The 19,100-nt window shown below is 52.5% G+C and carries 10 protein-coding genes and 1 pseudogene; 3 read left to right on the top strand and 8 right to left on the bottom strand.

The window, feature by feature from the left end:
* The 8 genes and pseudogenes from ACTQZS_RS10905 to ACTQZS_RS10870 form a co-directional block, all read right to left on the bottom strand.
* Positions 1-270 (bottom strand): annotated as a pseudogene (locus ACTQZS_RS10905) (group II intron reverse transcriptase/maturase); the annotation flags it as partial.
* A gap of 727 nt (positions 271-997) precedes the next feature.
* Positions 998-2,578, bottom strand: a complete 1,581-nt coding sequence (locus tag ACTQZS_RS10900) for a glucose-6-phosphate isomerase (protein ID WP_441475817.1) — start codon at positions 2,576-2,578, stop codon at positions 998-1,000.
* A gap of 436 nt (positions 2,579-3,014) precedes the next feature.
* On the bottom strand, positions 3,015-6,824 hold the full coding sequence (locus ACTQZS_RS10895; RefSeq protein ID WP_441475816.1) for a chemotaxis protein CheB: 3,810 nt from the start codon (positions 6,822-6,824) through the stop codon (positions 3,015-3,017).
* Positions 6,825-7,158: 334 nt separating this feature from the next.
* A complete protein-coding gene (locus tag ACTQZS_RS10890) occupies positions 7,159-8,316 on the bottom strand; it encodes a sugar ABC transporter permease (protein WP_441475815.1) in 1,158 nt (385 codons plus the stop codon).
* Positions 8,317-8,353: 37 nt separating this feature from the next.
* Complete coding sequence (locus tag ACTQZS_RS10885) at positions 8,354-9,892, bottom strand: ATP-binding cassette domain-containing protein (protein ID WP_441475814.1); 1,539 nt, start codon at positions 9,890-9,892, stop codon at positions 8,354-8,356.
* A gap of 116 nt (positions 9,893-10,008) precedes the next feature.
* Positions 10,009-11,265, bottom strand: coding sequence for a substrate-binding domain-containing protein (locus tag ACTQZS_RS10880; protein ID WP_441475813.1), 1,257 nt, complete (start codon positions 11,263-11,265; stop codon positions 10,009-10,011).
* A 310-nt stretch (positions 11,266-11,575) separates the two neighbouring features.
* Positions 11,576-13,267, bottom strand: a complete 1,692-nt coding sequence (locus ACTQZS_RS10875) for a phospho-sugar mutase (RefSeq protein WP_441475812.1) — start codon at positions 13,265-13,267, stop codon at positions 11,576-11,578.
* 228 nt (positions 13,268-13,495) lie between these two features.
* The gene (locus tag ACTQZS_RS10870; protein WP_441475811.1) at positions 13,496-14,554 is read right to left on the bottom strand and encodes a sugar ABC transporter substrate-binding protein; all 1,059 of its coding nucleotides are present in this window, start codon (positions 14,552-14,554) and stop codon (positions 13,496-13,498) included.
* A gap of 208 nt (positions 14,555-14,762) precedes the next feature.
* Between ACTQZS_RS10870 and ACTQZS_RS10865 the strand changes: the two genes are divergently transcribed.
* The 3 genes from ACTQZS_RS10865 to ACTQZS_RS10855 are packed head-to-tail and all read left to right on the top strand — an operon-like array spanning position 14,763 to position 19,037.
* Positions 14,763-15,800 carry a sugar ABC transporter substrate-binding protein gene (locus tag ACTQZS_RS10865; protein ID WP_441475810.1) on the top strand — a complete coding sequence of 346 codons (1,038 nt, stop codon included), beginning with the start codon at positions 14,763-14,765 and terminating at the stop codon, positions 15,798-15,800.
* Positions 15,797-17,332: a sensor histidine kinase gene (locus ACTQZS_RS10860; RefSeq protein WP_441475809.1), complete on the top strand. Its 1,536-nt coding sequence runs from the start codon at positions 15,797-15,799 to the stop codon at positions 17,330-17,332. Before ACTQZS_RS10865 ends, ACTQZS_RS10860 begins: the two co-directional genes overlap by 4 nt.
* A 55-nt stretch (positions 17,333-17,387) precedes the next feature.
* Complete coding sequence (locus ACTQZS_RS10855) at positions 17,388-19,037, top strand: response regulator transcription factor (protein ID WP_441475808.1); 1,650 nt, start codon at positions 17,388-17,390, stop codon at positions 19,035-19,037.
* Positions 19,038-19,100: the final 63 nt, after the last annotated feature.

The raw sequence follows: 19,100 nt of genomic DNA, 5'->3' as shown, positions 1-19,100 counted from the left end.
GCGGTCAGTTAACTCCTGCTGATGTTCCTTAAGGTATGGAAGTGCCTCTTCAATAGTCATTCCATCAATACCTGGCGCTCCCTTGTTTGCCTTAACTCTTTTATACGCTCTATTAAAGTTGTCCTTATACAGTATCGCTTCCAAGAGCTTCGGCTGTGCACTGTCTCTTTCTTTCCATATCCGATTGAATGACCTAGGCGCTTTCGCATACCCGTTGTGTTCCGCACTATCTCTTTGCGAACAGCCATTGTTTTCAATGTTTTCTGCCATTAACGGTCATTCCTCCTTTCTCGGTCATACTTAAGACTCCTATTGATTCGGTCCTTCGGTTAGCATGTCCATGTTTCCATGTCCATATCCCTACTATGACCTCCGCTGACTTCTGCATGTTCAGCACCGCCTCGTTACCTTGTACGGTGGTTACTCCTTTCAGAGCGTTTCACGCAGACCTCCCTAGGTACCACACGTTTCTTCCTCTCCATCCATCTGCCTCATTTATCATGCATGATTCCGTGTAGTTATTGGGCTTCGACTTGTGCAGCAGCCTTACCCTCATGCATAACCTCGTATAAGATTTCTGTACGTCAGACCGGAGATTTGCCCGTGGGATAGTATGTTCCCCACATCCGGCTTCCTTCAGATTCCGTCTCACGGCGGACACCCTTGCCTTCGGCTATATCCTTCCCACTACCGGGCGGATTCGGGACTTGAACCCGTTGGAAACGTGCGCCGCTAGGCGCACTGCGAAAAAGGTCCCGCAGCTTCACGCTGCAGAACCTTTCTGCGATAAAATATTATTATTCCCCGTCCCATCCACTGTCTCACAGCTTCCAGAACGTCTCAGATATAAAAATCACCGTATACAGACAATGCGTTCTCAGATATCAAGAAGATCACTGTATGCAGACGCTGCTATCTCAGATATCGAAAAGATCACTGTATACAGACGCTGCAATCTCAGATATCGAAAAGATCACTGTATGCAGGCGCTGCTATCTCAGATATTGAGAAGATCACTGTATACAGACAGTGCGCCCTCTGTATCGTGGGCGAGTACCCGTTTTGCCAGAACCTTTCCAAGCTGTACGCCTTCCTGGTCGAAGCTGTTCACATTCCACAGGAAGCCCTGGAACATAACCTTGTTCTCAAAATGTGCCAGCAGAGCACCGAGGGTCTTCGGGCAGAGCTGATCGCCGATGATGATGCTTGACGGACGGCCGCCTTCAAAGTTCTTGTTCAGGTTGTCATCCTTCTTGCCGCAGGCAAAGGCCACGATCTGTGCAGCGACATTCGCGCAGAGCTTCTGCTGGCTTGTGCTTCCCTGAATCTCCACATCCGTGCCGATCTGGCTGTTGCGGAATCCGACAAACTGAAGCGGAATGATCGTCTTGCCCTGATGCAGAAGCTGATAGAAGGAATGCTGACCGTTCGTTCCCGGCTCTCCGAAGATGATCGGTCCGGTCACATAGGAGACAGGCTCTCCGAAACGGTTGACGGATTTGCCGTTCGACTCCATATCAAGCTGCTGAAGATGCGCCGGGAATCTGGAAAGTGCCTGGGAATACGGCAGAACCGCCGTAGCCGGAAGCCCGAGCACATTGCGCTCGTATACGCCGATCAGCGCATCCAGCATCGCCGCGTTCTTCCGCGGATCCTTCTCTGTCGCAAGCTTATCCTCGGCTGCCGCGCCCTCAAGGAAATCCGCAAAGACTTCCGGACCGAACGCAAGAGACAGAACAGCGCCGCCTACCGCGGAGGTGGAGGAATAACGTCCGCCGATGTAATCATCCATATAGAACGCGTCCAGATAATCGTCGCTCTTCGCCAGCGGAGATGTCTCGGAGGTAACGGCGATCATATGCTTCGCCGGATCCAGGCCCTGCTTCTTCAGCGCGTCCATGACGAAGGACTGGTTGGTCAGTGTCTCCAGAGTCGTACCGGATTTGGATACCAGGATGAAAATCGCATGTGCCACATCTGTGGAAGCCAGAACCGCTGCTGCGTCATCCGGATCTACGTTGCTGATGAACTTCGCTTCCATCTTGAAGTTTCCGGTTTTCTTCGCCCAGTTCTCCAGGGCAATGTACATGGCACGCGGGCCAAGATCGCTTCCGCCGATACCGATCTGTACCGCCGTGGTAAACTTCTCGCCCTTCTCATTTGTGATTTCTCCCGCATGTACCTTGTTCGCGAAATCTGCGATTCTCTTCTGCTGCTCCACATAGAAAGCTCTCTTGTCGACACCGTCCGCTACAACAGCATCTCCGAGCTGTCCTCTCGTCAGATGATGGAGAACCAGTCTCTTCTCTCCTGTATTGATTACCTCTCCGTTATAGAGGGCTTTATACTTTTCCGTGAGCTGTGCCTCATCCGCCAGCTTTACAAGGGCATCCAGTACGCTGCTGTCCACAGCCTTCGCCGCGTAATTATAGGAAAGGCCTTCCGCCATCGGAATGCTGCAGCTCTTCACACGCTGCGCTCCGCTTTCACCGGACATAACCTCTGCGAGGTTCACCTTTTCTACCTTCTGCAGCTCCCTATAAGAAGCAAGCTCGTCAAGATTCTTCCAGTTGATCATTTCTGATTCCTCCTTGAAAAAACAGATAAAACGCGCTTTGCGGATTCTGTCCCGCTGTCGCAGCGCCTGCGCACACGGCCGCAAGCCGGCCGGATGCATCTCACTGTTCGCGTTAACCTTTATGCGGGCTCTGCCCGCGTCTCAGCCTTTATGCGGATCATGCCCGCGTCACAATCTTTATACGGATCATGTCCACAGCACAATCTTTATACGGATCATGTCTGCGTCTCAATATGCATAAAGGCATCGCCACTATCATAACATAACGCCCGAAACGAAACAATTGCCAACTTGACCGCTCCGCACATCCATGTTAAATGAATCTGCTGCACTCTGCGCCGGCCATTCCCAAATGAGCTGCCATTACCCTGCTCCGGCCATTTGCAAATGAGCTTACACATTTCTGCTCCGACGGGTCTGAAGGTCTCCATATGAATTACTGGTCCTTCATTATCTCACGCTCCAGAACCCGGAACAGTTCTCCGGTGTCGATTGGCTTCGCCACTCTCGCGTTCATTCCGTTCTCGTAGCACTCCTCATCCGCCCGGTCGTAAACATCCGCCGACAGCGCGATGATCGGGATCTTCTGTGCCCATCCATTCTTCAGTTCCCGGATCTTGCGGGCGCATTCAAAGCCGTCCATCACAGGCATCCGGAGATCCATGAGCACAACGTCATATTTCGGACCGTTCTTCAGAGACGCCTTGAATTTCTCAAGAGCATTTCTGCCGTTCTCCGCATGATCCGCCACAAGCCCGTTCCACTCCAGAATGTGCATGATGACCTCCGCGTTGATCTGATTGTCCTCAACCACAAGCACCCGTTTTCCCTTCAGGTTCTTGATATCGTACTCCTTCTTCTCCGCCCGGCGCATCAGCTTCCTCTGGTCCTCGCTCGCGATATCATAGGCAAGCTTCACGGTAAATTCCGTGCCTTTTCCTACCTCGGACCTGCAGTCAATCGTTCCTCCGAGGAGGTTGATCAGCCTGCGGCTGATGAACAGGCCCAGACCTGTTCCCTCCCGGTTCCTCGACTGAGCAGCGCTGTCCTGCTCAAACGGCAGATACATCTTTGGCAGGAATTCCCTGCTGATTCCGATTCCGGTATCCTTGATCCGGTAGGTGTGCTCCACCCGTCCCTCTGCGAGATAAACGACATCTACCACGAGTGAGACGTCTCCGCCCTTCTCGGTAAATTTGACTGCATTTCCCAGGAGGTTCACCAGAATTCTAGCGACATGATCAACGTCCATCATGATCACTTCGTTCCTGCAGTTGCTGATCTCAAAGTGATAATGGATTCCGGCGCTCCTGGCCTTTTCCTCGATGATCGTGTTCACCTCTTCGAAGACTTCCTTCTCATGCACCACATCATATTCGCTGACCACCTTTCCGGCATCCAGCTTACTCGTCTCAAGCACCTCGTTGATCAGACTCAGAAGATACCGGCCGGAGCTCTGCATCTTCTCCAGATTCTCACGGACGGGATCCGACATTTTCTCCTTTGTGAGCGTCAGCTCCAGAAGGCCCAGAATCGTCGTAAGCGGTGTCCTCATATCGTGGCTCATGCGGGACAGGAAGTTTTCCTTCTCCTGACTCGTTTTCGCGGCAATCCGCAGTGCCTCGCTGATTTCTTCGAGCTGCTGCTCGTCGTTGATCTGCTTGGTGAGATCCACAAACGTGATGACCAGTCCTCTGAGATTTTTCTTCTGTTCCCGGTCCTTTCCCGCGTTCCGCTTGTTCTTCTCCGTGTTCCCCTTCAGATTCTCCGTCTCGGAACCCGGATCATCCTCCTGCTCCTTCGACACACGGTACGGCGCGATGCGGATCAGATAGGTCTTCCCGGTCACAGATGTCGTCTCACATTCCACGGTTTCCATGGTATTCAGAACCTTCCGGGACAGATCCATCAGGTTGATGGAGGAAAAATTATACGCGATGTACTGCAGCGATCTTCCGACATCCTGCTCCGCCACGTTGAATTCCGAGGCGATATATTCCGTGAACTTGCGTATATTCATATCCCGATCCACCATCATGATTCCGATCAGCGTCGTGGACAGGAAATTTGCCATATCGTTATTGACGGCCGCGATCTCGGATACCTTGGACTGATACTCCGAGTTCACGGTATACAGCTCTTCATTGACCGACTGCAGCTCTTCATTCGAGCTCTGAAGCTCCTCATTTGAGGTCAGAAGCTCCTCGTTCGCGGCCTGCAGCTCCGCGTTCACGGACTCGAGCTCCATCACGGTCTGATGAAGGCTGTCCTGGGTAACCCGCAGATCCTTCTCCAGATCCGAGATCCGGTTCGCCGCCGCTGTGTCGATATCATATTTTTCCACTGGTCCCGTGATCTTCCGGTCCGAACGGATGAAGGCAACCGCCGTGTAGCCGGTTTTCGCCCCGGTCTTGTCCGTGACCGGAAGCGCGACAACCGTGATATTCTCAGGTTCCTTATCCAGCTTTACCGGTATGTGATCATAGGCCACCCGCTTCCCGGTAACCCGCGCCTTTTTCAGGGCGGTCGAAAAGGCAATCTTCAGATCCTGACGCAGCAGGAGAAAAATATCGAGCGTCGCGGTTCCCGCGGGAATCGTGAGAAATCTGCTGCAGTCTCCGTAGGAATGTCTCAGCTCGTTGTTTGTATCGACCACGACACAGGCCGGCATCAGAGACTCCAGAACCCTCGTGTCCAGCTCGCGGCCCGGATACTCGGCGCTGCTCTTCCCGTGACTGCGGATGTTGTCCGGCAGTTCCAGATTATCCTCCACTCCCTGCATCGAATACGGGATTCTCGCATGGGAGGGCTTTCTGCCGGCGGCATTGTGTATAAAGATCTTCTCGTTGGAGCAGACGGTCCGGAACACATCCGAGTACTCCCCTACCGATTCCGATTTTCCAAGGAACAGGTATCCGCCGTCATTCAGCGCGATGTGAAAGATCGAAAACAGATTTTTCTGAAGAACCGACTGGAAATAGATCAGCAGATTCCGGCAGCTGATCAGGTTCAGCCTGCCGAAGGGCGGATCCTGAAATACATTGTGCTGCGCGAACACAATCATCGTCCGGATATCATGATTCACTACATACTTCGAGCCCTTCCTTGTAAAAAAGCGGCTCAGACGGCTGACGCTGACATCCTCGATTATATTTTCTCCGTACACGCCTCTTCCCGCAAAGGTAATCGAATCCGCGTCCAGATCTGTGGCAAATATCTTCACATCTCTGCGGAGATTCAGCTCCTCCATGACCTCCGCAAAGAGGATTGCGATGGAATACGCCTCCTCACCGGTGGAACAGCCCGCCACCCACACACGGATCTGGTCTGCCTTCTTCCCGTTCTGCACGATGTCCTTGATCACCCGCTGCTTCAGCACCTCGAAGAACTCGGGATCCCGGAAGAAGGAGGTCACACCGATCAGCACCTCCTTGGCAAGCGTTTTTGCCTCCTCCTGATTTTCCTTCAGATACTGAACATAGCTCTGAAGGTTCCTGCAGTGTGTTACCACGATCCGCCTCTCGATCCGGCGGAGGATCGTCGTCTGTTTGTAATAGGTGTAATTCGTATTCGTGACGCTCTTCAGAATCGAGAATACCTGCGACATCAGATCTCCGTCCGTCAGCTGCATCTTCCCGTTGGACAGATTGATCGAGGAGGAGATATGCGCCATCTCCTTTGCGATTGCGTCCGGCCCCAGAATCAGGTCCACGAACCCCGTCGCAATGGCATTTCTCGGCATGCCGTCAAATTTTGCCGTCTCCGGATTCTGCACGATGATCATGCCGTTCTGCTCCTTGATCGAACGGATGCCGTTGGTTCCGTCCGATCCGGTTCCCGACAGAATCACCGCGACTGCCCGGTTCTCATACGCAGTTGCCAGCGACCGGAAGAAAATATCAATCGGATGGTTGATCAGGGCATGGTTGTACTCCTTCAGATGTAAAACGTCCGAAGTAATTTCAATATTATATTTCGGAGGCAGCAGATAGATGTTGTTCCTCTTTACCTGCATACCGTCTCTGGCTTCCTGCACCGGAAGCGCGGAATACTTGCTCAGAATCTCCCCGAGCAGACTCTTGTGATCCGGCGACAGATGCTGGATGATGACAAATGCCATGCCGGTATCCTTCGGAAGAAATGTCAGAAACTGCTGAAGCGCCTCCAGACCGCCTGCCGAGGCACCGATGCCTACCACACAGCTTGGCTGGACCTCCATTGGAATTTTCATATCATCAATATCCATGCGCACCTCCCTCAGACTGCGCGAAAGAATCCATTTTCTCATGAACGTTCTGCGCAAAAAAACGGCAGACTCTTATGTTTTATATTACATCATTTTCCGGGTATTGTCTCGACATTTAATAAGTCCCCGCGTCACTTCGTGCTCATACCTGTTGTCGTCGCTAATGTTCTGGCCCACTGGTGAGCAAGCTCCCCGTGGTCCAAGAACATTGCGACTGGACTTATACACTAAAAATGCTCTAAGTGATTTTTTCCCGAATCATGACAAAACTCATGATGGAAAAGTCACTTAGAGCACATGACACCTGTCTTATTTCTTTATGTTCCTAGAAACTTTATGATTTTCCTGTCTTGTGGTTGGATACAACATCGAAGATAACTGCCGCGAGGAGTACTGCTCCCTTGACGATGTACTGGTACTGATCCGGAAGACCCAGGATGGACATACCCATGTTGATGACGCCGAGGAGGATGGCTCCGACCATGACTCCCGGAACTGTTCCGGATCCGCCGTATGCGGAAGCGCCGCCGATGAAGCAGGATGCGATGGCATCCATCTCATAGGAGTTACCCATGTTGCCGTCTACCGATCCGATTCTCGCTCCGACCAGAAGTCCGGAGAGACCTGCGAGTATAGACATCAGGAAGTATGCCCAGAAGTATACCTTCCGGGGATCAATACCGGAGAGCTTGGTGGCCTTCTCATTTCCGCCGACTGCGTAGAAGTAACGGCCGAACACGGTCTGGCTTGTAAGGAACGCGAAAATAACGACAACCGCCAGAATCCACAGAACCATCACCGGAATTCCCTTGTATCCCATCAGACGGCTGCTGTATGCAATAATCAATACATCAAATACTACGATACGGATAATCGTTGCGCGAATGGTTGCCACCTGATATCCTTCTTTGGCCTTTTTCGCGCGGTTCGTAATCATGAAGATCGTAAGCGCGATCGAAATAATAATTCCGACAATCAATGCGGAAATACACTTCTTGTTGCTGTCAACGCCGGGAATCTGAATGTAGGATGTGAACAGATTCAGGAATCCGGGGTTCATGATTGCGATGGTCTTCGAATCCAAAATGACACGCGCAATTCCGCGGAACAGGAACATGCCTGCCAGCGTGCAGATGAACGGCGGGATATGAATATATCCGATGAGCCATCCCTGCCACAGACCAATGACTGCGGCAATTACCATAGAAATCAGAATCGCGAGTCCGGGAGCCGCGCCGAGATCCAGCATCTTAGCTGCTGCCGCCGCGGAGAGGCAGAGTGTAGAACCTACGGAAAGGTCTACGTTACCGCCGGTCAGGATACACAAAAGCATACCGCAGGCCATGATCAGGACGTAGGCGTTCTGCAGAAGCAGGTTGGAAATATTCTGTGAGTAGATCAGCCGTCCGCCGGTCAGGGCTGTGAAGAAAATAAATACGATGACCAGAGCGAAGACCATGGTGTATTTTTTCAAGAATGCACTAACTTTCATTTGATAGCCTCCATAACGATAGAATTGCGATATGATATCATTTCTTGTCCTTGAGGATCGCGCTCATAATCTTCTCCTGCGTAACCTCATCAGCAGAAAACTCTCCCGCCATTTTTCCTTCATTCATGACATAGATCCGGTCGCACATACCCAGAAGCTCCGGAAGCTCAGAGGAAATCATAATGACAGCCTTTCCCTGTGAGACCATATCGTTGATGATCTGATAAATCTCATACTTCGCGCCGACATCGATGCCTCGCGTCGGCTCATCCAGAATCAGGATATCCGGCTCCGCAAACATCCACTTCGCGAGCAGCACCTTCTGCTGATTGCCTCCCGACAGATTTCCGACATTCTGCTGAATGCTGGGCGTCTTTGTATGCATGGCCTTTACATAAATTTCCGCCTGCTTATTCTCCTCGGGCACATTTACGATTCCGCGTTTGGAAGAGATTTTATCCATGCGCGCAAGCGTGGTATTTCTCGCAATCGTCTCCGAAAGTATCAGTCCGTTTGTCTTCCGGTCCTCCGTCGCGTAGGCAAGTCCGTGCGCGATCGCATCGGCTTCATTTTTCAGATGGACCTCCTTGCCGTTAATAAATTCCTGTCCGGATATATGCGATCCGTAGCTTCTTCCGAACAGCGACATCGCCAGCTCTGTACGGCCCGCGCCCTGAAGTCCCGAGAAGCCCACAACCTCGCCCCTGTGAACCTCAAAGCTGATGTGATCATCCATGCACTTCTCCGTATACACCGGGTGATATACCGTCCAGTCCTTGCAGGCAAAAATCACGTCTTTACTGATCTTATGTTCTCTTGCCGGATACCGGTCTGTCAGTTCCCTTCCAACCATTCCCTTGATGATCCGGTCCTCATCGATATTGTGATCCGGATTCGGAATCGTCTCGATTGTCTGGCCGTCACGAAGAACCGTGATATTATCCGCGCAATAGGCAACCTCATTGAGTTTGTGTGTGATAATGATGGACGAAATTCCCTGCTTCTTAAAGCCGAGGATCATGTCCAGAAGCATTTTGGAATCTTCCTCATTCAGCGAGGATGTCGGCTCATCAAGAACCAGCAGCTTACAGTTCTTGGAAAGTGCCTTCGCGATTTCCACCAGCTGCTGCTTACCGGTACCGATATCCTTGATCAACGTATGGGAGGACTCTTTCAATCCAACCCGCTTCATGGCATCCTGCGCTTCCTGGAACGTTCTGTCCCAGTCAATGACTCCGGATTTCTTCCGGCGCTCATTTCCCATGAACATATTCTCGGCGATCGTAAGCTCCGGAATCAGAGCCAGCTCCTGATGCACGACTGCAATTCCGAGCTTTTCGGATTCCTTAATATTGTGGAACCTGCAGACACTCCCGTTATAAACGACATCCCCTGTATACTGTCCAAACGGAATGGTCCCTGCAAGTACATTCATCAGCGTAGATTTCCCGGCGCCGTTTTCGCCGACAAGCGCGTGGATCTCTCCGCGTTCCACTTTGAAATTGACATGATTCAGAGCTTTGACACCAGGATACTCTTTGACGATGTCTTTCATTTCAAGAATTATGTCTGCCAAGTGAATACCTCCTGTGCAATCTGTTTCTTTTCGAAAAAAGAGGCCGCCGCAAGATGCTCTATGCGACAGCCCCTGATTCATTTTGTGCTATCGTCCCTTTCGGTAAATCCTTTCGATTACCCTACCGGGTGCAGATATCCTTTGTCATCCTTTGTGTAATATCCGGGATCTACAAGCTCTTTGTCCATGTTGTCCTTGGTTACAACGGTCGGAACGAGCAGGTAAGACGGGATGACACCGGTTCCGTTATCATAAGAAGAAGTATCATAGGAGCAGTCGAAATCCCATCCGGACTTGGAGATCAGGGAATCATCCGGCTTCTCTCCGTTCAGCATTGCCTCTGCCAGGTCAAGGGTTACAACTGCCTCGTTGGCAACTGCCTTGTACACGGTCATGGTCTGCTTGCCGTCTACGATATTTGCAAGGTTTGCCTCGTCGCCGTCCTGTCCGGTGATGACAACATTGTTGCTGCCTGCATAGTCAGACTCAATGGCCTGTGTAACGCCAAGTGCCGTAGAATCGTTGGAGCATACGGCTGCATCCAGCTGTGTACCGTCACTGTAATAAGATCCGAGGATATTCTGGAATCTCTTCATAGCTGTGGAAGTATCCCACTGTGCAGTAGCAACCTGATCAAATTCGGTCTGTCCTGACGGAACCTTCAGAGTGCCCTTGTCGATGTATGGCTTCAGCACATCCATCGCGCCGTTGAAGAAGAATGTCGCATTATTGTCTGCGGGATCTCCGGCTGTGAACTCGATGTTGTAGGTCTTGTCGCCTGCATTGTCAAGATCCAGCTGCTTTGCAACGAATTCACCCTGCAGCTTACCTACGGTGTAATTATCGAAGGATACATAGTAGCTGATAGCGTCTGTATTCATGATCAAACGGTCATATGCGATAACCGGAATGCCGGCGTCCTTTGCCTCGTTCAGAACCTGGCTCAGAGCCTCGCCGTCGATTGCCGCAACTACCAGGAGATCTACCTTGTCTGCGATCAGTCCTTCGATATCGTTGTTCTGCTGTGCGGACTTGTTATCGGAATAAGTAAGCTCTACCTTGTAGCCTGCCTTTTCAAACTGATCCTGCAGATAAGATCCGTCGCGGTTCCATCTCTCCAGAGATTTGGTCGGCATCGAAATACCGATGGTCTGTCCGCCTGCCGACGCCGTATCCGAAGTGGCTTCCGTCTCAGCGGACTCATCTGCTGCTTCGCTGGATGCAGAAGATGTGCTTTCCTCCTTCGCTGCCGATGACGCGGAAGACGAAGATCCGGACGCGGATGTGCTCGTGGATGCGGTGGATCCGCAGCCCGCGAACAGAGATGCCGCCATAGCCGTACAAAGCAGTGTGCTTACGATTCTCTTTTTCATTTTCTAAAACCCTCCTTTGATAATGCGAATGAAAAAAGAAACCTGCGTGAAACATAACGTTGTGGAAAACCGGTTTGATGACTAGAAGTTTTCCTTTCATACCCGTATGATATCATTCATTATTCACAACGAAAATATGTCATTCTTGCTCGAAATCATGCGAAATATCCAAAATAAAATCCTATCCCCCTTTCCGGAGGATAGGATTTTTTTGTCAAAAAAATCCCGTGAAGCAAAAATATCCTGCTCCACGGGTGATCATAAATGCTCCTACGTTTTCTGTCTCTGCTGCAGCAGGCGCCGTTCTCCTTTATCGGTCTGCCGAAAGTGCCTCCAGAACCGCATCCCGCAGCCCGTCCGCTCTTCGCCCGGCATCCTGACTGTTTTCGGCGCGCGTATAGAAATAAAACTTCAGCTTCGGCTCCGTGCCCGACGGCCGCATCGCGAACCAGTCACCGTTTTCCATACGGAACTTCAGCACATTGGACGGCGGAATATCCTCCCATCCATGGAGATAGTCGGTAACCTCCGCGACGCGGAATTCTCCGAACCGGTCCGGTTTCTCCTCCCGCGCCTTCCGCATGATCCGCGCAATTTCCTCCGCTCCGGTCTGTCCCTTCCGGATCAGAGACACCTGTCTCTCGGCGAAATACCCGTACCTTTTGTACAGCGCCTCCAGCGCGTCGCCCAGTGTCATACCTTTCTTCTTATAAAATGCTGCCATCTCCATCATCAGAAGCCCCGCCGCAATTCCGTCCTTGTCCCGCACCCGCTCGCCGGGCGCGCAGCCAATGCTCTCCTCATACGCGAAGAAATACCGGTACCCTTCCTTCTCAAGCCGCGGAATGACGCCGCAGATATTCTTGAAGCCCGTCAGTGCCTCAAATACCCGGATCCCGTAGGACTCGCAGATGGTTTTCCCCATGTCTCCGGTTACGATAGATTTTATCATCGCCCCGTTTTCCGGCAGAGTCCCCGCCGCCTTCTGACTCTCCGCCATGTACGCGATCAGCATCGCTCCGGTCTGATTGCCGTTCAGGGGCCGGAAGCCGCCCTTCCCGTCCGGAAGCTCCACCGCCATACGGTCACTGTCCGGATCCGTGGCGATCAGCAGATCCGCGTGCAGCTTCTTCCCAAGCTTCTCCGCAAGCGCAAACCCACGAGGATCCTCCGGGTTCGGATATCCCACCGTTGTAAAATCCGGATCGGGATCCTTCTGTTCCGGGACGATCACAAAATTTTCATATCCGAGTTCCCGCGCCGCCGTCTCCATCGGGATGCTTCCCGCCCCGTTCAGCGGTGTGTACACGACGGTAACTGAGCGATCCAGTTCGCTGTCCGGTCTCTGCTTCAGTCCCTCCGCATAGTCCAGATACCTCCGGTCCATATCCTCTCCGATCATACGGATCATTCCCTCCCGGATTCCCTCTTGCAGAGGCATCCGGAGGAATGGATCAAAGAGGTCGAGTCCCTGAATCTCCCGCAGAATCCCGTCGGATACCGCGCCCGAGATCTGCGCTCCGTCCTCCTGGTAGACCTTGTAGCCGTTATATTCCTTTGGATTGTGGCTTGCCGTCATATTGATCCCGGAAAGCGCATGAAGCTCCCGCACCGCAAAGGACAGTTCCGGAGTCGGTCTCATGGACGGGAACAGCCACACGCGGATTCCGTTTCCCGCCAGAATCTCCGCCGCAAGCTCCGAGTACTCCCTGGAGTGATGCCGGCAGTCATAGGCCACCGCGACGCCCCTTGTCAGATCCTCTCCGCTCTTCTTCAGATAACCGGCGATCCCCTGCGTCGCTCTTCCGACCGTAAGCGGATTCATCCGATTGGTCCCTGCGCCGCAGATTCCCCGAAGTCCCGCCGTTCCGAACACAATCTCCTGATAAAACCGGTCGTTGATTTCCCGTTTGTCTCCCCGGATCGAGAGCAGCTCCTGCCTCATCGGGTCTCCTTCCGGAAGCCTGTCCAGCCATTCCTGATATTTTTCCTCTGCATTCATAAACCGAACCTGCCTTTCTCATCGTTATTCGTAGGTCGCATCCATCTCGCCCACCATGATCCATACATCGCATCCATCTCGCCCACCATGATCCATACATCGCATCCATTTTGCTCCGCATTGTTCGCCCGTGGCTGAAAAGTCACGTGAACAGAAGGCACTCCTCGGGTGGACGATAAATCCGCCGTCATTTTCCGACCGCACCTGACAAGGCCCGGTCCACAGATTTCACGACCCCGACATTTCCTCCGAGCCCTGCGCATGGAGGTACACATCCTCTTTCCTGTGGAATCCGCTCGCAATCACTGTGCTGTCCACATTCTCCTTCGTGACCTTTACCGGCTGAATGGCAATGTACGGAACATCATAGGTTCCGTCGCTCATGGTCTCATCCGTCTCGGGCATTTTTCCCTTCGCCATCTGCACGGCGTAATCCGCCGCCTTCTCCGCAAGCTTCTCGATCGGCTTGTACACCGTAATCGTCTGCGTCCCCTCGACAATTCTCTGACACGCGTCCAGATCCGCATCCTGTCCGGTGACCGTGACGCTTCCGGCCTTCTTTCGCTCGGCGAGCACCCGCACCGCCTGACCCGCAATCGCGTCATTGCCGCATACAATGGCCCCTGCGTTCTCCACATCCTCCGGATGCTCCGTCAGATAGCTGTATGCAATGCTGTCATCCCAGTTGTCGCAGGAAATGCTGTCGATCATCTTCAGATTATCATTGATTTCAGCGTCGAATCCCTTGTTGACCAGCGTCACGTTGTAATCGGCAGGTGAACCGTTCACCTTCACGTAGCTTCCGCCGTCCGGCATCGCCTCATTCACCGCGTCCGCCATGAACTTTCCCACCGTCTCATTATCGAATGTTATGTACAGGTCCGTGTCCGCGTTCTGAATCAGACGATCATAGGAAATCACCCGGATTCCCTCCTTTCTGGCTTCGCTGATCTCCTTTCCCAGACTGTCCCCGTCCGTCGCCACGATCACCAGCACATCCACATCCGAATCTATCATGTGGCTGATAATTGATTTCTGCTCCCCGACATCTCCGTTCGCGTTGCCCACGATTACTTCCGCCCCGAGGTCCTTCGCCGTCGAGGTAAAAATATCACGGTCCCGCTCCCAGCGCTCAATTACAAACGAATCAAACACAAGTCCGATCTTCGGCTTCAGCTCCGCCTTCTCCGGCTCCACAGACGATGTATCCGGCCGCTCCCTGCCGCAGCCGCAGAGTACTGCCGAAATCAGCAGCGCCGCTCCGCACAAAAATCCCCCTCGCTTCATAACATCCTCCCGATCATACAGACCTGCCCGGCCTGCTCTACATTCAGGTCCGCCTGCTGCCTGCTCTGCCAGACATTAAGGTCCGCCTGCACTGTTCAACATTCATTGCCTTTTCCTACAGGAATCATTATAATATTTTAACAGATATTGTAGCTGTATTCACAAAAATCTGTTCGTTTTTACAAAAACAGGAAAAGCCATAAGAATCATGATGAAAAAAAATCACAAGCACTCCGGCGGCCGGATCCGCGGCCTGAATCTGTTCCTCTGTATTTTCGGATCCATTCTGGTCATCATTACCATTGTAAGTATGGTGGTCTTTGAACGTCAGATCCATACACTCTCAGACCTGTCTTCAGGCGGATCCGGTTTCCGGTATAATTTTGCGTACATCGGAGACAAATCAAGCTCCTTTCAGAACGCCGTTTATGATCAGGCTCTCAAAGAAGCCGAAAAAAACGGCGACTACATCGAATTCACCGGTAAAAACCTGGATACCAGTTACACCATCCCCAAACTCATGGATCTGGCCATTCAGTCCAGGGCGGACGGCATCATCGTCAACGGCGATGACAGCGAAGACCTCAAGAGCGCCATCAACCGCGCCGTCAATGCCGGCATCCCGGTCATCTGCGTCGGAACTGACTGCTACGGTTCCGGCAGACAAAGCTTCGTGGGCGTGTCCTACTACAACGTGGGAGAGGCTTATGGCAACACGCTCAGTTCTCTCGCGGAGAACCGCCGGCAGAACGTGCTTGTCATCGCCAGCCCGGAGGACAAGACCACCGGTCAGAATCTGGTCATCTCCGGAATCAAGAACTCTCTCGAGAAGAATAACGTCATGGACCGCTTCTCGATTTCTTCAAAGACCCTCGGCAACGGCGACAGCTTCTCCACCGCCGAAGCCGTCACGGATCTGTTTGAGAGCGCCGATCTCCCGGATATTCTGGTATGTCTCGACGAAACAACCACGAGCAGCGTGTGCCAGACCATCGTGGACACCAATCATGTAGGCGATGTAACGATCTGCGGCTACTACCGCAACGGCACCATCCTTAACGCCGTAGAGCGGAATGTCGCGGCGATGACCCTCACGGTCTCCGCAGAGGAAATCGGACGCACTGCCGTCGACAATCTCCTTGAGTACATCGACAGCGGCTTTGTCACCGAGTATTCATCCATCGACATTGAGATCATCACACCCGAAAACGTTGGTGACTATCTGGAGAAGGAGGAAAAGTCTTGATTCATCTGAAAAAAAACAGACCGGACAGCCCTCCGCAGAAGTCTTTTTCTGTCCCGAACGGGCAGAGACGTCTTCTCCACACCCTGGAGGGAAAGCTCACCCTCACGTTTCTGCTGGCCACCGCAGGTATTTTTGCCGTAAACCTCTTTCTGTTCCTGAATATCAACAACGCGCTCGAAAGGGTCAATCGGGTCTTCTACTCCAATGTCCAGACCAACAGCCTGTCCGAGGCTCTGGACAGTGTTCAGCAGAGTCTGACCGATTATCTGAATGTCGGAAGCTCGGATAATCTCCGCAGTTTCTATCAGGTTCAGGGTGATTACACGAACTGCCTTGCCGCACTCGGCGATTATTCCGACAGCGTTGAGATTCAGAGCACGACCCGCGATATTCAGAATCTCTCTGATCATTACATGGAGCTTTGCGAAAACGCGCTCACCGCCAAGAGAGGAAGAAATATCCAGAAATACAAGGACTATTATGAGGAAACCGTAAGCATGAACGACATCCTGCAGTCATACATCTACAGCATGAACAACCTCCTGCTGAAGGGCAACTCGGACAATTATCTGAAGCTCGCGGACACCTTCCATTCTCTAGAAATCGTCTCCCTGTTCATGATCGTCATGATCGCCTTCCTCGATGTCTTCATGATCGTCACTACCGTCCGGCATGCAACCGCCCCTCTGCACGCACTGATCGCGGAGGCCGGCGAAATCGGAAAGGGAAACTTTGACGTTCCTCCGCTTGCGGTAAAAAGCGACGATGAGCTCGGCATCGTCACCTCCGCCTTCAACGAGATGGTCGTCAGCATGAAAGGTTATCTCCAGAAGCTCAGGGAATCCATGGAATCCGAGAACCGGCTGAAGGAACGGGAGCTCCTCATGAACGCCCACCTCAAGGAAGCCGAGCTGAAATATCTGCAGGCCCAGATCAATCCGCACTTCCTGTTCAATACCCTCAATGCAGGCGCGCAGCTTGCCATGATGGAGGAAGCGGACGGGACCTATAAGTATCTGCAGAATGTCGCTGCCTTCTTCCGCAATAAGACAAACCGTGAGAACCAGATCACAACTCTCGCGGATGAAATTGCCCTCGCTGACAACTACATGTATATCATCAACGTGCGTTTTTCCGGCGCAATCACCTATGAGAAGAGAATCGACGATGATCTGACCCGGGTATCGGTACCCAGCATGATTCTGCAGCCAATCATCGAAAACGCGATCAATCACGGCGTCCGCGACATGGACCGCCCGGCGGTCATCATCCTCTCCGTTTACCGGACCGGAAAATATATCACGCTCTCTGTCCATGACAACGGAAGAGGGATGACGGAGGAACAGATGAACGCGATTCTATCCGGAAACGCTCCTGTCAGACGAAAGGGAGATGAGACAAACGGAGTCGGGCTCTCCAATGTAATCAGCCGGATGCGGCTGTTTTACAACAGCGAGGATGTCTTTGACATCACAAGCCCGGGCGAGGGACAGGGAACCGAGGTCCTGCTTTATATTCCGATGCCGGAATAACCATGATCATTAACGCGCCGTGGATGTCGGCGCCGCATTAAAGGGGGAATTGAAAATGTACAGAGTTCTGCTGGCAGATGATGAAGGGATCGCCATCGATTCTCTTACGTATATTATGGATAAGGAATTTCATGACAGATGTGAGGTGCGCTCCGCCAGAAGCGGCCGCGCCGTCATTGAATTGGCGGAGACCTTCCGGCCGGACATCGCCGTCATGGATATCCGCATGCCCGGAATTGACGGTATCGAGGCAATTCGGGAAATCCGGAAATTCAGCCCGGCAACGGTTTTTATCGTCCTCACCGCCTATGACAAGTTCAGCTTTGCCAAGGACGCGCTGGATCTCGGCGTCATGAGTTTTCTGACAAAGCCTCTGGACCGCAAAGTCTTCGTCGATACGATGACCAGAGCGATGGCCGGTATCGACCGCACCCGTGAACAGCGAAGCCGCGAGCTCTCGAATCGTGAAAAGCTCGATGCTGTTGTTCCCATGATTGAAAACGGTCTGGTTTATTCTCTGCTCCTTCTGGATAATTCCCCGCAAGTCACGGCAAACTACTGCAATCTGCTGGAGATCCCTGAATCCTATGGCTTTGTCGCGCTTCTTGCGTGCGGAGACGCTGCATCCGGGCATGAGAATCCGGAACAGCCAAAAGCCTCTGCTCCCCTCACCGGAAGCGGAGACCACCTGGGCAATCCGATCGGAACCGGAATCCGCCTTCAGAAGTATTATGCAAAAATCCGTGAGATCCTGAAAGAATACAGTGCTCATGCTGTCATCGGACAGATCATGATGAACAAGATCCCTGTCTTCATTCCCTATGAGGCCGCCAGAATGGACTATGTCGAGAGAGTCCGGGTGATCGACCGCGTCCGCAGAATCATCTCCCGCCTGAAGGAGGAGACCGGGGTAAATTACCGTATGGGGATCGGCTCTGTCATGCCTCTTTCAGACATGCGCACCTCCTATCGGGAGGCACTCCGCTCCCTCTGCGAGAACAACGAGACAGTATCCCACGCCGACGATCTCCCCGTCTCCTGCACCTACGAGCAGGATTACCCGATTGACCTTGAGAAACAGCTCTTCGACAGTGTCAAGAACGGCAATATCCGGGATGCCGGATTGTACGCAGACCAGTTTTTTACCTGGATGGAGAAAACACAGGCTGCGACCTATGAAAATAACGTGCGTCTGAAGACGATCGAATTTGTACTCTGGGCCGAGCATATCGCCTACCAGAGCGGAGGCCTTGGCCTGTACCGCTTTGCGGACCGCGGCGATTATCTGAATATTATCTCTGACTATACGGTTGCGGAGCTGCACACGTGGTTTGTAACGAAGATCCGGGACGCCGCCGAAAAAATCGCCGATAAGGCCAAAAGCAGCGCCAGCAGCCTGACGCACCGGGCAAAGGAATATATCGACAGCCACTACTCCCGAGACCTGTCGCTTGATGACGTCTCAAGGGAGCTCAACATCAGTCCCTACTATTTCAGCAAGATTTTCAAGGAAGAGGAGGGTGTAACCTTTATCGAATACCTGACCGGCATCCGGCTCAGCCACGCCAAAAAGCTTCTCGCCGAGAATAAACTTCCGGTAAAAGAGATCTGCGCTGCCGTGGGCTACCAGGATCCGAATTACTTCAGCCGGCTCTTCCGGCGTTCCGAAGGTGTATCCCCGACCGAATACCGCGAATCCCGGTGATCTGTCCACTACGGAGCCTGTCTCCCGCGGAGTCTGTCCCCTGAGGAGTCTGTTCCCTTGAGG

This window comes from Bilifractor sp. LCP19S3_H10, from assembly GCF_052119185.1.
Taxonomy (GTDB): Bacteria; Bacillota; Clostridia; order Lachnospirales; family Lachnospiraceae; genus Bilifractor.
This window is presented reverse-complemented; position numbering and strand designations above follow the sequence as displayed.

What these genes read in the sequence shown, in the direction of transcription:
- ACTQZS_RS10900 (WP_441475817.1), bottom strand. Translation starts at nt 2,578, where the DNA reads ATGATCAACTGGAAGAATCTTGACGAGCTTGCTTCTTATAGGGAGCTG.
- ACTQZS_RS10895 (WP_441475816.1), bottom strand. Translation starts at nt 6,824, where the DNA reads ATGGATATTGATGATATGAAAATTCCAATGGAGGTCCAGCCAAGCTGT.
- ACTQZS_RS10890 (WP_441475815.1), bottom strand. Translation starts at nt 8,316, where the DNA reads ATGAAAGTTAGTGCATTCTTGAAAAAATACACCATGGTCTTCGCTCTG.
- ACTQZS_RS10880 (WP_441475813.1), bottom strand. Translation starts at nt 11,265, where the DNA reads ATGAAAAAGAGAATCGTAAGCACACTGCTTTGTACGGCTATGGCGGCA.
- ACTQZS_RS10875 (WP_441475812.1), bottom strand. Translation starts at nt 13,267, where the DNA reads ATGAATGCAGAGGAAAAATATCAGGAATGGCTGGACAGGCTTCCGGAA.
- ACTQZS_RS10870 (WP_441475811.1), bottom strand. Translation starts at nt 14,554, where the DNA reads ATGAAGCGAGGGGGATTTTTGTGCGGAGCGGCGCTGCTGATTTCGGCA.
- ACTQZS_RS10865 (WP_441475810.1), top strand. Translation starts at nt 14,763, where the DNA reads ATGATGAAAAAAAATCACAAGCACTCCGGCGGCCGGATCCGCGGCCTG.
- ACTQZS_RS10855 (WP_441475808.1), top strand. Translation starts at nt 17,388, where the DNA reads ATGTACAGAGTTCTGCTGGCAGATGATGAAGGGATCGCCATCGATTCT.